The sequence below is a fragment of the Pseudovibrio sp. WM33 genome (assembly GCF_001623165.1).
Taxonomy (GTDB): domain Bacteria; phylum Pseudomonadota; class Alphaproteobacteria; order Rhizobiales; family Stappiaceae; genus Pseudovibrio.
In genome coordinates this window covers 23,311-37,382 of record NZ_LMCK01000105.1, presented here as the reverse complement: position 1 = coordinate 37,382, position 14,072 = coordinate 23,311, and the positions used below count along the sequence as shown (strand labels likewise).

Below are 14,072 nucleotides of genomic sequence, written 5' to 3'. Positions count from 1 at the left end.
GGGCGCCACGCCCAAGCTCGTGGCGCCCGAACCGTTCTGATTACATCAACATGTCATCAGAACCGTAGTCTGCATTGCCTTCCAGCACTGGTGCATCTGCTGCAGCAACTTCCACAGTTTCAGATGCAGGGTTGAGGGCGTCATAAACGTCCTTAATACCTTCAGCGATGTTGGTGATGACGCTGACAACGGCCGTAACTGGGTTTGATGTGGCAACCCCCACGGCTATGTCCACAACAACGTCAACAATAGTGTCAACCACAGCTTCAAATACGCCTGCGATCTTCTGACCAAGCTCATGCTGACCAAATGCATCGGAGACGGTTTCAATCACTGCGCTAACAGCTTTGGTTACGACGTTTGCGATTGCTTTGAATGGATTCCACCAGCCCATGTCTTTATCCCTTTCAGACAAAAGTTAGATAAGTTTCACCGCTCCCGGAGCGCACTCCGAGGTACAGTGATGTTAAATTGTTGGTGTGATACCGCTGGCAGGAGGTCCTTCAGATGGCTACACGTCACGTGTTGGCTTCAAAGGGTCCCAATCCAAGTCGGATCTCTATTTCGGAGAAGTCCCTGGACGCACCTGAATACTGCTAATGCCGCATTCGGAATGCAAGTCTACACTACGAATACATGTCATAGCCTAGCCTCCCAGCTTCGCTAAATGCTCACAATGAGCGTGCCTCATAGCGACAAACGTTTTGAGTAACGTTTAGTGTCACCCAACCAACTTCAGTTACCTGAAGTCCTAATCAAATCCCCTATGCATAACTTGCATTAATCTCATCATACCACTTTGAATACACATTGCAGATACGATGCAATCCGCCAGTTACACATCCCCGTTTTGGGAGGTGACCTGATCTGAGTTCAATATTTGGCCGTAATTGGGGCATAAATGTGGCGAAGAAATCTATACTCTTAGATCTAGAATAAATGTTATCCAAATGTTTAGTGTAAATACAACTCTAGGTATTATTGAAATATCAGTATTTTTATACTTATGATATATTAAATTTATCTTACATAAAAATTTATCGATAAAAATCACCTTACGTTTGAGTAAGTTACCCCATGTGACGTAATGCATGTCACACTCATGTGCGTGTCAACACAAAAAATATGAGGGTGACACTCATTTTATAGTGAAAATATATCACCAAGGTGCCGTTTAGGTCATATATTTACCTTAAAAGTGACCACACAACGGCAAATCAGGGCAATCAAAGTGGATAATAGTGTCAGTTGAAGAGGACAAATCCGGAAATCTAGAAATGAGGAATCCAGCGTCTGTGCGCACTTAATGGTTTAATCAAACTAAGCTGATGAACTTCAGATTGCTTACTCTAAGTAAATACCCCGACCTACTTTCGTAGATCAGAGTATCCAGAGATCGGCACTTACGGCAGGTGGTTCAGGAGGCGCTAACCTCCGGGCCTGCTGCGGATGTTCTCAGGCAGCCATGTGGCAACCTCAGGGAACGCGATCAGAACAAAGACCATCGCAACCATGATCAGGAACATCGGGAACGCTGCACGCGCAATGAACCCCATCTGATAGTTGGTCATGCCTTGCAGGACGAACAGGTTAAACCCGATCGGCGGCGTGATCTGCGCCATCTCAACCACCACCACAATGAAGATACCAAACCATATCAGGTCAATACCAGCCTGACGGATCATTGGTTCCACCACCGCCATGGTCAGCACCACGGACGAAATCCCATCCAGGAACATGCCGAGGATCACGTAGAACACCAGCAGTACCATCAGCAGCTCAAAGCGGCTGAGCTCCAGCGTTGCGATCATGTCAGCCAGACCGCGCGGCAGACCCGTAAAGCCCATGGAAAGCGACAGGAACGCAGCACCGGCAAGGATCAGTGCAATCATAGAGGAGGTGTAGGTCGCCCCCATCAAACTGCTCGTGAAACTTTTCCAGGACAGCGAACCCTGTGAAGCTGCAAGGATCAGACTTCCAATCACACCAAAGGCTGCAGCTTCTGTCGCCGTTGCGTAGCCCAGATACATGGAGCCAATCACAATGAGGATCAGCAGGATCACAGGCAGCAGGAAGCGGGTGTTCTTCACCTTCTCAGTAAAGCTCATCTTAGGTTCCGCTTTCGGATTCCATTTAGAAGAGACTTTGGAGGTGATGGCCACATACGCCATGAACATGCCAGCCAGCACGATGCCCGGCATAATGCCTGCAAAGAACAGCTTGGAGATACTCTCGTTGATGGTCACACCATAAACTATCAGCGTCAGAGATGGCGGGATCATCAGACCCAGCGTTGCTGCACCAGCCAGCGTGCCAATGATCATCTTTTCCGGATAATCACGCTTACGCAGCTCAGGGATAGACATCTTGCCAACGGTGGTCAGTGTCGCGGCAGAAGAACCAGAGACCGCTGCAAAGACTGTACAGCCCACAATGTTGGTGTGAACCAGACCGCCAGGAAGGCGGGCCATCCAAGGGGCAAGGCCACGGAACATATCTTCCGATAATCGGGTTCGATACAGGATTTCACCCATCCAGATGAACAGCGGCAGCGCCGTCAGTGTCCAGGAGGAGGAGGCCGACCAAATGGTCGTCAACATCACGTCGCCAACAGGGCGGGTGGTGAACAGTTCCATGCCAACCCATGCCACACCCATAAGTGCCAGACCGACCCAGACGCCGGTGCCAAGCAAGGTGAACATGACAAACAGGAACAGAATGATAATGCTTATATTTTCCATTGCTCTTATTCTCCGGCAACTGCTTCTTCAAGTTCAGGCGCAATACGGTGCTTGCCAGTGAATATGAGTTGAAGGAGGTGGTCTGTGAGAGCAATCGCAAGGATCAAGGCACCAAGGAACATGAAGCCCTGTGGGATCCAAAGCGGTGTGCGGTCCTGTCCCTGACTGATGTCATTGAACTTGTGGGACCAGTAAACGAAACGGTAGGCGTAGTACACGAAGTACCAGATCGTGGCGGAGCCAATGGCAAAACACCAGATTTCCAGAATGCGCTGTGCGGTCTTGCCCAGCATTTGGTGCAGGATGGATACGCGAATATGGATGCCCTTGTTCAAGGCATTGGCAAATGCAAGGAAACTGGCGGCGGCCATGGCATAGCCTGCATATTCTGCGGCGCCCGGAAAGACCTCTCCCGTCCAACGTGCCAGCATCTGCACGACAATCAGTCCGAGGATGGCAATCAGACAAAGCGCGGAAAGAACTCCAGCTGTCTTGTAGATCCCATCCAGCCCTAAGCGCAGTGCGCGTGTCAGCTTCATTGTTCTCCCCCTCGAAAAAAGAAAAGCCGGAGTTCCAAAAGGTTCTCCGGCTTTTGCGTGCTTATTTCATTGCTTTGAAGGTGCTGACAACAGCCTTGCCATCGTCACCAGCAGCTTCAAGCCATTCTGCAGTCATGGTTGCACCAATTTCCTGCAGGTCAGCTTTCATCTGGTCACTACCCTTTTCAACCTTCATGCCGCCTTCACGCAGGCCATCAAGGGTGAAGTTTGTGTAGTCGATAGAACGCTTGAGGCCAGCTGCTTCTGCTGTTGCCGCACAGCCCTGAATGATGCCTTTGTTCTTTTCAGAAACACCAGACCACACATCAGAGTTGACGAGCATGTAGTTGCGTGGCAGCCATGCATCCACTTCGTAGAAGTAGTTGAGGCTTTCCCAAACTTTACGATCGTAACCAGTTGCACCGGAGGAGACCATGGAGTCAGCAACACCGGTTGCAAACGCCTGAGAGATTTCAGCTGCTTCAATGGAAACTGGCAGCATGCCTGTCAGCTCAGCAAGACGCGCAGTTGCGGTGTTGTAAGAGCGGAATTTAATGCCTTCCATGTCAGCAACAGAGTTGACTGCATTTTTGAAGTACAGACCCTGAGGAGGCCATGGCACAGAATACAGCAGGGTCAGGTTCTGTTCGCCAAGAACCTTTTCAAGCGCTGGCTTTGCAGCAGTCCAAAGCTTTGCCGCATCATCAAAAGATGTTGCGAGGAATGGAACGGAATCCACACCGAACAAGGCATTTTCGTTTTGGTGACCGGAAAGCAGACGCTCTCCGATTGGCACCTGACCTGTCTGAACTGCGCGCTTGATGTCGCCGCCCTTAAACAAGGAGCCCCCCGGATGAGTGGTTACTTCGATTTCACCACCAGTGCCAGACGTAATACATGCTGCAAATTCTGCACCCGTTACTGAATGGAAATTGGACCCTGAGTATGCCATTGGCAGGTCCCACTTTTCCGCAGAAGCAGCAGTTGCCCCCAACGCCATAGCGGAAACACTCAAGGTGACCAGTAGACTAGACTTCTTCATATGTTCTCTCCTCCAAGAAAATTAGTGATGCCCTCAATTAAATCTTTGCGGATCGTAAGGGCTTATATCGTTATTGGGGCGTTTACCGCTGATCAGATCAGAGACCAGCCGCCCGGTTTTTGGACCGCCCGTCAGGCCGATGTGGTGGTGCCCAAACGCTGCATAAACACCGCTTTTGCCCACTTCACCGATGAGGGGGAGACTGTCCGATGGCGCAGGGCGGAAGCCCAACCATTCTTCTTCGCTTGATGCTTCCAGATGCGGGAAGCTCTCGCGAACCTTTTTCCGTAGTAGAGCCAGAGGAGCCTTGGAAGCACCAGCTTCCAGCCCGCCAAACTCAACAACACCCGCACAGCGCAATCCCTGTGCCATTGGTGTTGCCACGAACTTGCCGGAGGCGACCATGATTGGTTGGCTCGGCTGCTCGCTCGGGTTCTTGAATAAAATGTGGTAACCGCGCTCGGCTTCCAGCGGCACGTTGATGCCAAGCTTATTCATCAAAGGCTTGGACCAGACGCCCGTTGCCAGAACGGCACGATCGCACTCAAAACGTCCTCTGTCAGTCATGACAGCTGAAATTGAGCCGCCCGACAGATCGAAATCCTTCACTTCAGCCTGCACAAACGTGCCGCCCATCTCTTTGAAAATCTGCACCAGATCCTGAACATATGCACCCGGGTCCTGAATGAACCCATGATCACGCATCAACGCCAGCAGTTTGATGTTCCTGGCAAGGATTGGTTCCATCTCGTGAACGGCGTCGCCTTCAATCAATTCCGGCACAAACCCGGCTTTGCGACGCAGTTCCCAGGTGTATGCGTCTGCTTCAAAGGCGGCTCTGTCGTTGTAGGCAAAGCTGTAGGTGCTTTCCTGCAGCCACTTTGCAGCGCTGGTTCCGTCCACCAATGCATGGTGCTGGTCCACACTGTCACCAACAATCGGCGTCAGCCCCTGCGCAATGCGGCGGGTTTCCTTATCCGTTGCGTGCGACAGATAACGTGCCAGCCAGCCCGCCAGCTTCGGCAGATAGCTCCAACGCAGGAACAGCGGGAAGTTTGGATCCAGCAGAAGCTTTGGGCCTTTCAGGATCAAACCCGGCGCTGTGACTGGCGCCACGGAGCAGCTGGCCAGAACACACGCATTGCCAAAGGATGCGCCCATGCCGGGCTCCCCCTTGTCGATGAGGGTCACATCATGACCCTCACGCTTCAACCATAAAGCTGCTGATACACCAACGATCCCTGCACCGATGACGACGACATTATTTTTATTCATGCAGCCCCCAGCACCGCACTCTTGGAAATCGCATAGTGCTCAACTTTCTCCAGATCCGGCCGGCCTCCCAAGCCTGCCGTTTGCGGAACGATCACATCGCCGCCTCTGGTTTCAAATGGCGTTTCCATAAGGTCTTCTACTAGGAAGTATTTTGCCTGATAAAACTCACAAGCTAAAGTGATTTCTGGCGTTGCAGCAATCATATGCGTTCCGGCAAGGTGGGCGAGGCCGGATTCAAACATGTCGCCACCATAAGCACTCATACCAGCGGTTGCGGCCATGCGGGCTACAGTTTGGGCCGAGTCAAGCCTCCACTCTTCATTATTTTGACTGAAACACCGTCAGCTATCCCCATGTTAATCGCGGTCAGCATATCCTCTGGCCCAAAGATGCTTTCGTCCGCAAGAAGCGGCACATCGATGGAATTTCGGATAGTTGCCATAAGTTCCCGAAGGTTATGCGCAACCGGCTGTTCGATAAAATCTGGTTGAAAACTCGCGATGTCGCGAACGCACGCTAGGGCACTATCGTGGTGCAGACCCTGATTGTAGTCCACGCGAATGGAAAACTCAGGATAGCTCATGCGTAGGCGCTCCATACGCATCATATCAAACTCGTGACCCTTAAAGCCGGTTTTGAGCTTGATGATGCGCACACCATCCTCTTTCAAACGTTCCATCAATGCCAAATCACGATCGAAATCAGGATCAGCAATAGAACAGGAAAGAGGGATCGTATCGCGGCATTTGCCACCCAGAAGCGCCCAGACCGGCAAATCAGAGATTCGGCCCTGTAGGTCGAGCAGTGCTGTTTCCAGAGCTGCTTTCGCCTCGGTACAATGAGCAACCGCCTTTTGGGCGTCCTTCATGATCGTGGCGCGTTCACCAATGGTGCGGCCAACAACAAGCGGACGGATGTAGCGGTCGAGCGCCGCAAAGGTGGCTTCTGCAGAACCTGTGAAGACAGACCACGGCGAGGCTTCCCCCCAACCGGTTTCGCCCCCCTCCGCCGTTAAGCGGAGGATGACAATATCAACGGCGTGTTCAACAGAACCAATGCCATGGTCGCGGCGGGCATTTACTGGCAGCTGTACGTGCCAGACATCCATCCCGGTGATTTTCTGTTCAGCGTTCATGGCTCTTATCCCATCCAGCGACGTACAGGGGCGTTTGCTTCTTCAAGAGGCTGCGTCACAACATCAATCAGCGTTGGGCCGTCATGTTCGATTGCCTCTTTGAGGACACGCTCCAGATCATCAGGATTTTCAACACGCCAGCTCTTCACACCATAAGCAGCGGCAACAGCGGCCTGATCAGTGCGGTTGAAGTCTACATTGTAGTAGCGCGCATCTGTGTCTGCATACTGGCTCGCTTTAATCCAGCCGTAGCTGGAGTTAGAGAACACGATGTACGTGATTGGCGCACGGGAGCGGCACACAGTCTCTAGCTCACCACAGGTGAAGCCGAAGGAGCCATCACCCATCATGGCAACCACTTTGCTGGTTGGACGGCCATACCATGCACCCAGCGCTGCAGAGAGCGAGTAACCCAATGCGCCATGCGCGCGGTTGGTGATGAAGTAACGACCAGACTGCGGCAGCTGGTAATAAGCAGAGAAGTACGGACAGGAGGTGCCTGGATCGGAGATCACTGTGGCATCAACCGGCAACACCTTCATCATCGCATCAATCACGCGTTCAGGACGGATTGGCGCTTCACCGCTTTGAGCCAGTTTGTTGAAGATCTCGAACTTACGTTTCTTGATGTCTGCAACAGCAGCAGCACCGCCGAAAGTGTCAGCGCCCTGATCGCGTTTGTCGAGAACAGCGTTGACCTGCGCAAGAGACAGCTTGAGGTCACCAACAACGCCAACTTCCACTTCGTAGTTGGCACCGATCACCATTGGGTCGTTGTCGAAGTGAACAACACGGGTCTTAGCAGATGGCGCTTCCCAGCGGGAAGTGGTGGTGGAGCCGGCACGAGCCCCCATGAACACCACAAGGTCCGCATTGGCCATGGCTTCCCATGTCTCGTCCGTTCCGCCATTGGACCCGACTACACCGACACAGTTTGGATGGGTTTCAGCCAGTGAACCCTGACCGGAGATAGACGTTGCAACCGGAATATCGAGACGGGATGCCAGACGCTCCAGTTCTTCCATAGCACCAGCAATCACAACACCGCCGCCGCACACAATAAGCGGTTTCTTCGCAGAAAGGATCGCATCAACCGCAGCTTCAGCAGCACCTGGAGCAGGGGCCTGAGGGTAAGCTGGATATGATGTCAGCTGCTGGTCTGCCCAGATGTCAGAGGCATCGACCGCATCATACTGAATATCGTAGGGCAGGCCGAGATGAGCCGCACCGGAGCGACCGGTTGTCATGGCACGGAAGGCTTTACGAACCATCCGCGGAATGTGGTCAGCGCGCTTGATCACGGTGTTCCACTTGGTCAGCGGACGCATCAGCGCTTCCTGATCCACTTCGGTCAGTGGGTACTTGCCGTAGGATCCAACAGAAATGTCTGTCGTGATGCCAAGCACAGCATAAGAGCTTTCAGAGGCTTCGATCAGACCCGGCAAAATGTAGGTTGCGCCACCACCAGACGGCCCCTCACACACACCCGGACGTCCGGTCACTCGTGAATACGCATCGGCCATGTAAGTGGCACAGCGCTCATCACGGGTCAAAACGTGGGTCATCTTGTGATCAAGCTTATACATCGCGTCATAAAACGGCAGTGTTGTATCGCCGCAAAGACCGAAAATGTGCTGGACGCCCTGCGCCTCCAGCATTTTTACCATGGCTTCTGCACCATTCATCTTATTCGTCACAGTGTCACCTATCAGACCCGTCCCACCCGTTAAGCAGGCAATTTACTAAACCCGAAGAATGCAGAATCGATTGCACTCAAAATTGTATACAGCACAATATTCAATATTGAGCGCAGGTCAAATGGAATGTACAGTTCACCTATGACATGGTAAGTGCTGAGCCGATTTTTGGGGCCTGCAACGGCAGGATTGAGAGCGATTTTGGAATGACAAAAGCTGATAGCAACGTGGACCGCATCTACGAAAAACTACGGAAAATGGCGGCCGATTTTGAATTTAAGCCGGATGCCCGTATCAACGAGAGCGCATTATCCACAGAGTTGGGCGCAAGCCGCACACCCTTGCGCGAGGCATTGAATCGTCTCGTGGCAGAAGGCTTCCTCACATTCCAGAGTGGCCGCGGCTTCTTTTGCCGCCCTTTGAGCCCGAAACTTATTCTTGACCTTTATGAAGCGCGTGTCGCCATTGAGACGGAGATTGTCCGCCTTGTTTGCCGCCGGGCCAGTGATGAAGAACTTCAGGATCTGATGGAGTTTTTGAAGTCCACTGAACCGGACTACGACAGCAGCGACGACCCGATGGAGCTTTTGAGCATGGATGAGGCCTATCACATGCGCATCGCCGCCCTGTCTCAAAGCAACGAGCTGGTCCGCATTCTGGAAAACCTGAATGACCGCGTGCGTTACATCCGTCTTGTCGACTTGAAATACCTACGCGGCAAGACACCTGTTTCTACGCAGGAGGAAGCCCAGCTTTCGGCCCACCGTGTGGTGTTGACCGCCCTGATCAACCGGGATGAAGACAAAGCCGTTTCCACTATGCGTCACCATATTGAACGACGCCGCGATGAAGCAACAGAGGCGGTGCGCATCGCCTATTCGCAGCTCTACGTTCCAGCAGATTAACGCGAGTACCAAAAGCAAAGCAGGTCGCAGGTCCCCAACACTTAACCTGCTTTGCCCCCCAATTTTATAGAAGAGGTTTTGAATTATGTCCGTTGAGTATGGAGGCAAGACCGTATTTGGTGCCTCAGTCGGCATTCTCATGCTGGAAACCAAGTTCCCGCGTATTTACGGCGACATCGGCAATGCCCAGACATGGCCGTTTCCAGTGCATTATCGCGTGGTCCGCGGTGCGACCCCAAACAAGGTGGTGCGCAATGATCCACGTGAGCTGGTGGACCTGTTTGTTGAAGCTGGCCGCGATCTGGTGCGGACAGGCTGCGATGGCATCACCACCAACTGCGGTTTTCTGGCTCTCATTCAGGACGAGGTGAAGGAAGCGCTTGGCGTACCCGTCGCAACATCTTCCTTGATGCAGATCCCAAGCGTGCAGCAGCTTCTGCCGAAGAACAAGCGCGTCGGCGTCATCACCATTTCCAAAGAAACATTGACCAAGGAGCACCTGAAAGCAGCAGGCGCACCCGAAGATACGGTGATTGTGGGCACAGATGGTCTGCGCAACTTCACCCGCGAAGTGCTGGATGACTATGACGCCATCAACTTTGAAGATGCCCGTCTGGATCTGTTGGACGCTGCCGCAGAATTGGTGACCAAAAACGAAGGCATTGGTGCGATCGTGCTGGAGTGCACCAATATGGTGCCCTATGCCAACGACATCCGCAAACTCACCGGATTGCCCGTCTATTCCATCTACACCTTCGTGAACTGGTTCCAATCCGGTCTGGTTCCGCGTAAGTTCCCGCTGGAACTGGATGACCCGCGTTTGAATTTAGCGACTTACGGAAATTAATCGATGTCGAAGCCTAGTCAGATTGAACAGATAAACACAAACGGCCTCGTTTTGCTTGGCTGCGGAAAGATGGGCTCAGCCATGCTGAAGGGCTGGCTGGAAGCAGGCGTTTTGCCTTCCAGCACAACTGTGATTGATCCTTATCCATCTGACTGGTTGCGGTCGCTGGAAGATCACGGCCTAAGCCTGAACAGGCAACTGCCGGAAGCTCCCGCAGTGTGCATTCTGGCTGTGAAGCCACAGATGATGGGGGATGCAACCCCTCAGGTCGTCGCGCTAGGCGGTGGCAGCACCGTTTTCATTTCCGTTGCAGCAGGCACAAACCTGACCACACTTCTTTCTCTGGTAGGTGAGGGCAGTCCGATCATCCGCGCCATGCCAAACACACCGGCAGCTATTGGACGCGGCATTACCGCACTCATTCCAAACAGCCATTGCTCGGAAAGCAATCTGGCTATGGCACAGGAACTGCTCGCCGCTGTCGGGCAGACCGTTGTGCTGGAAAACGAAAGTCAGATGGATGCTGTGACGGCAGTCTCCGGCTCTGGACCTGCCTATGTGTTCCACCTGATCGAGTGCCTCGCCAAAGCAGGCGCAGAGCAAGGGCTGCCGGAAGAACTGGCGATGCAGCTGGCTAAAGCCACCGTTGGCGGAGCAGGACAGCTGGCAGAAGATGCCAGCGACGACCCTACCCAGCTGCGCATCAATGTGACATCTCCAAATGGCACCACAGCCGCGGCGCTCGATGTGCTTATGAACGAAGAGGACGGTATGCCGCCACTCCTTTCCCGCGCTGTTGCAGCTGCCAAAAAGCGCAGTGAAGAGCTGGCCTAGTCTCCTGCGTTATCACGAGATATGAAACCCCGCTTTCCATCAGGACGGCGGGGTTTTCTTTTGCTCTGACACACTCTCAAGACTTTGGGCTTGACCAATTTCAATTATTATATAACCATACGGTTATGCAACAGGTGAACCAGACACCCCAACCAGAAAACCTTGATGCCGTGTTTGCAGCACTGGCCGATCCTACGCGCCGTGCAATCCTGACCCGGCTCGCCAATGGAGACGCATCGGTCAACGAGCTGGCTGAGCCATTTTGCATGAGCCAGCCTGCCGTCTCAAAGCATCTGAAGGTTCTGGAACGGGCAGGGTTGGTTGAACGCGCCATAGACAAGCAACGCCGCCCGGCACGGCTCAAAGCTGAGCCCATGCGTGAGGCGGTAAAATGGCTGGAAGAGTTTAGCAAGTTCTGGTCATCCAGCTTCGATCAGCTGGATGATCTTCTGAAGGAATTGAAGAAATCCGAGAGTTGAGGAGGGAATTGGAATGAGTGAACTACCAACCTATGTACTGGAACGCACCTTTAACGCCCCGCGCGAGCTGGTTTGGCGTACATGGACCGAGCCGGATCTTATTTCGCGCTGGTACGGTCCCAACGTGGAAAGCATCGTCCACCAGCTGGATGTCAAACAAGGCGGCCTTTGGCTGCATGAGATGAAGTGGGGAGACAATTCCAACTTCCAACGCGTTGAATATACAGAGGTCTCAAAACCTTCAAAACTGGTATGGCTGCACGCAACGTCTGACGCTGACTGGAATGTGATTGCCAGCCCGATGATGCAGGACTGGCCTCGTGTTTTGCTGACCACCGTCACCTTCGAGCAAGACGGCGACCAGACCAAAATGCGCCTCACATGGGTTCCCCATGACGCCACAGAGGCCGAGATAGCCTGCTTCGAGGCAGCCATCGGCGGCATGAACCAAGGCTGGAATGCCGGTATGGGCCTACTGGAAGAACTGCTCGCCGAGCTTCAGGCAAGTTTGACGGCGTAAGTTGTGGTGGAGACCTCTCCTCAGCCCCGACCTCTCCCTTGGAGGCGGGGTTTTTTCTTGCGCGGATTGTCGCATTCTGCCCCTCAGGCAACAGCTTATGCGCAGAAATGTGCCCTATCGGAAATAATATAAGTATTTGCTCTCATTATATTTTTGCATATTACCGAGCGGAATAGTTCAAAATTTAATTTGTTATTAGTAAGTGCACCATACCCCTAAAACTAACAGTGGTATTCTCAGAAAATACCCGCAGCGGAAAATAAGAATAGCAACGGGGCACTTATGCACTTTTCCGGAATTAACCTGACCACCAAAATAGCTTCAACCGTTTCATTTGCCATTGTCGTAACAATCGGTGTTCTTGTGCTGGCCGCAGACCTGTTACTCTGGGGTACGCTGAGCGATGAGGTGGACAAACGTCACAATATCAATCTTCGCATCGCGGCTGCACAGTTCCAGCAGGAACTCCCATCAGCAACCGTGAAGCTGGATCACAATTCTAATGTTGCCAAAATCATCACAAATGATCCTCTGAGCTTTTCAGGGAACGATCTTGTTGACCAGATTGGGCATCTGACTGGCGAGACCGCAACTGTTTTTGTGTGGGATGACGCAACCCAGGATTACTGGCGCAAAACCACCAACATCAAAAACAAGAAGGGTGAACGCGCCGTCGATACACCACTCGGCAAAACTGGCAGTGTTTATCCAATTATCAAGTCTGGCAAGACCTTCCGCGGTGAAGCCGACATCCTCGGCATGGCCTATTACACCCTGTACCAGCCAATCTTTGACAGCAACAATCGCGTGATTGGTATTCTTTATGTAGGCGTTGAAAAATCCCACATTGAAGCGCAGGTTGATAACGTCACCTGGAACCTGCTCTACGCCGCACTTGGACTGGGGCTTGTTCTTGTTCTGATGGCCTACTTCGGCTTCAAATTCATGCTGAAGCCGATTCCTGTGATGACGAAGGCCCTGCGTGATTTGTCCGAGAACAAGATGGACATCAAGATTGCGTATTCCACTCGCTCTGATGAGATTGGTGAGATGGCGCAAGCGATCGAAGTTCTGCGCCAGAACAACGTAGAGCGTATTCGCCTGCAAGAGCAAAGCGATGAGGAATCCGGTGCTCGCGAAGAACGTCAGAGCCGCATCGAGAACCTGTTGAGCCAGTTTGGTGCCGAAGTCACGCAAGCACTGCAGAGTGTGGATCAGCGTTCTGCGGAAATGGAACACACCGCCACCCGCCTGACCGGCATTGCAGAGGATTCTGCTTTGCGTTCCAACACCGCTCGTGATGCCTCCGAAGAAGCCTCAGCCAATGTGCAGACGGTTGCGACCGCAGCTGAAGAGCTGAGCGCCTCCATTGAAGAGATCAGCCGCCAGCTGGGTGAGACCAACCGTGTGGTGGGCGCCGCAACCAGTGGAGCAGAAGAAAGCAGCCAGAAGGTTCAGGCGCTTGACAGTGCTGCGCAAAAGATCGGCGAAGTCGTCAACCTCATCCGCGATATTGCAGAGCAGACCAACCTGCTGGCGCTCAACGCAACCATTGAAGCAGCACGTGCTGGTGAAATGGGCAAAGGCTTTGCAGTTGTGGCCTCCGAGGTGAAGGAGCTGGCAACCCAGACCTCCAAGGCAACCGAGGAAATCTCTGCGCAGATCTCAGGCATCCAGAACTCCTCCAAGGAAACCGTGGAAGCCATTGTTGGCATCAGCGACACCATGAGCGAAGTGAACAAACACGCCACTTCCATCGCCAATGCTGTTGAACAGCAGGGATCCGCGACCATGGAGATCAGCGAGAACGTTCAGATGGCAGCGCAGGGCACCCGCAGCGCAGCACACAACGTGAGCGAAGTGTCTGTGAAAGTGACGGAAACGCAGGAAGCCGCCTCTCAGGTGCTTGACGCATCGCAGGCAGTTGCATCCAACGCAGCGCTCCTGCGCAAAACCATCAACTCCTTTATGGATGATATTCGCGCCGCCTAAGCACTATGCCTCTTAGGAGCGTAATGACTTGAAGAGGCCCTGCATTCCATTGGTGATGCAGGGCCT

12 protein-coding genes and 1 pseudogene are annotated in these 14,072 nt (G+C 52.9%); 6 read left to right on the top strand and 7 right to left on the bottom strand.

The genetic code is table 11. The features are described from left to right. Nucleotides 1-40: 40 nt before the first annotated feature. The 7 genes and pseudogenes from PsWM33_RS19215 to PsWM33_RS19185 form a co-directional block, all read right to left on the bottom strand. On the bottom strand, nt 41-394 hold the full coding sequence (locus PsWM33_RS19215; protein ID WP_063297108.1) for a hypothetical protein: 354 nt from the start codon (nt 392-394) through the stop codon (nt 41-43). Between the two features lie 1,033 nt (nt 395-1,427). Continuing rightward, nucleotides 1,428-2,741 carry a TRAP transporter large permease gene (locus PsWM33_RS19210; protein WP_063297107.1) on the bottom strand — a complete coding sequence of 438 codons (1,314 nt, stop codon included), beginning with the start codon at nt 2,739-2,741 and terminating at the stop codon, nt 1,428-1,430. Nucleotides 2,742-2,746: 5 nt separating this feature from the next. Next, a complete protein-coding gene (locus tag PsWM33_RS19205) occupies nt 2,747-3,280 on the bottom strand; it encodes a TRAP transporter small permease (protein ID WP_057461374.1) in 534 nt (177 codons plus the stop codon). A 61-nt stretch (nt 3,281-3,341) separates the two neighbouring features. Next, entirely contained in the window at nt 3,342-4,322 is a 981-nt protein-coding gene (locus PsWM33_RS19200; RefSeq protein ID WP_063287563.1) for a TRAP transporter substrate-binding protein, read from the bottom strand. Nucleotides 4,323-4,355: 33 nt separating this feature from the next. After that, the gene (locus PsWM33_RS19195; protein WP_063301292.1) at nt 4,356-5,597 is read right to left on the bottom strand and encodes an NAD(P)/FAD-dependent oxidoreductase; all 1,242 of its coding nucleotides are present in this window, start codon (nt 5,595-5,597) and stop codon (nt 4,356-4,358) included. Beyond that, nucleotides 5,594-6,705 (bottom strand): annotated as a pseudogene (locus PsWM33_RS19190) (enolase C-terminal domain-like protein). The gene PsWM33_RS19195 and the pseudogene PsWM33_RS19190 overlap by 4 nt, the downstream one beginning before the upstream one ends. 32 nt (nt 6,706-6,737) lie before the next feature. After that, nucleotides 6,738-8,429: a thiamine pyrophosphate-binding protein gene (locus PsWM33_RS19185; RefSeq protein ID WP_063297104.1), complete on the bottom strand. Its 1,692-nt coding sequence runs from the start codon at nt 8,427-8,429 to the stop codon at nt 6,738-6,740. 206 nt (nt 8,430-8,635) lie between these two features. On the opposite strand from PsWM33_RS19185, the gene PsWM33_RS19180 reads away from it, so the two are divergent. The 6 genes from PsWM33_RS19180 (at nt 8,636) to PsWM33_RS19155 (ending at nt 14,006) form a co-directional block, all read left to right on the top strand. Continuing rightward, nucleotides 8,636-9,334, top strand: coding sequence for a GntR family transcriptional regulator (locus PsWM33_RS19180; RefSeq protein WP_063301291.1), 699 nt, complete (start codon nt 8,636-8,638; stop codon nt 9,332-9,334). Nucleotides 9,335-9,419: 85 nt separating this feature from the next. Next, nucleotides 9,420-10,181: an aspartate/glutamate racemase family protein gene (locus PsWM33_RS19175; protein ID WP_057461379.1), complete on the top strand. Its 762-nt coding sequence runs from the start codon at nt 9,420-9,422 to the stop codon at nt 10,179-10,181. A gap of 3 nt (nt 10,182-10,184) precedes the next feature. Continuing rightward, complete coding sequence (gene proC / locus PsWM33_RS19170) at nt 10,185-11,015, top strand: pyrroline-5-carboxylate reductase (protein ID WP_063301290.1); 831 nt, start codon at nt 10,185-10,187, stop codon at nt 11,013-11,015. A gap of 125 nt (nt 11,016-11,140) precedes the next feature. Further along, nucleotides 11,141-11,494, top strand: a complete 354-nt coding sequence (locus PsWM33_RS19165) for an ArsR/SmtB family transcription factor (protein WP_063301289.1) — start codon at nt 11,141-11,143, stop codon at nt 11,492-11,494. A gap of 13 nt (nt 11,495-11,507) precedes the next feature. Next, the gene (locus PsWM33_RS19160; RefSeq protein ID WP_057461381.1) at nt 11,508-12,014 is read left to right on the top strand and encodes an SRPBCC family protein; all 507 of its coding nucleotides are present in this window, start codon (nt 11,508-11,510) and stop codon (nt 12,012-12,014) included. Nucleotides 12,015-12,296: 282 nt separating this feature from the next. Beyond that, nucleotides 12,297-14,006: a methyl-accepting chemotaxis protein gene (locus tag PsWM33_RS19155; protein WP_063301288.1), complete on the top strand. Its 1,710-nt coding sequence runs from the start codon at nt 12,297-12,299 to the stop codon at nt 14,004-14,006. Nucleotides 14,007-14,072: the final 66 nt, after the last annotated feature.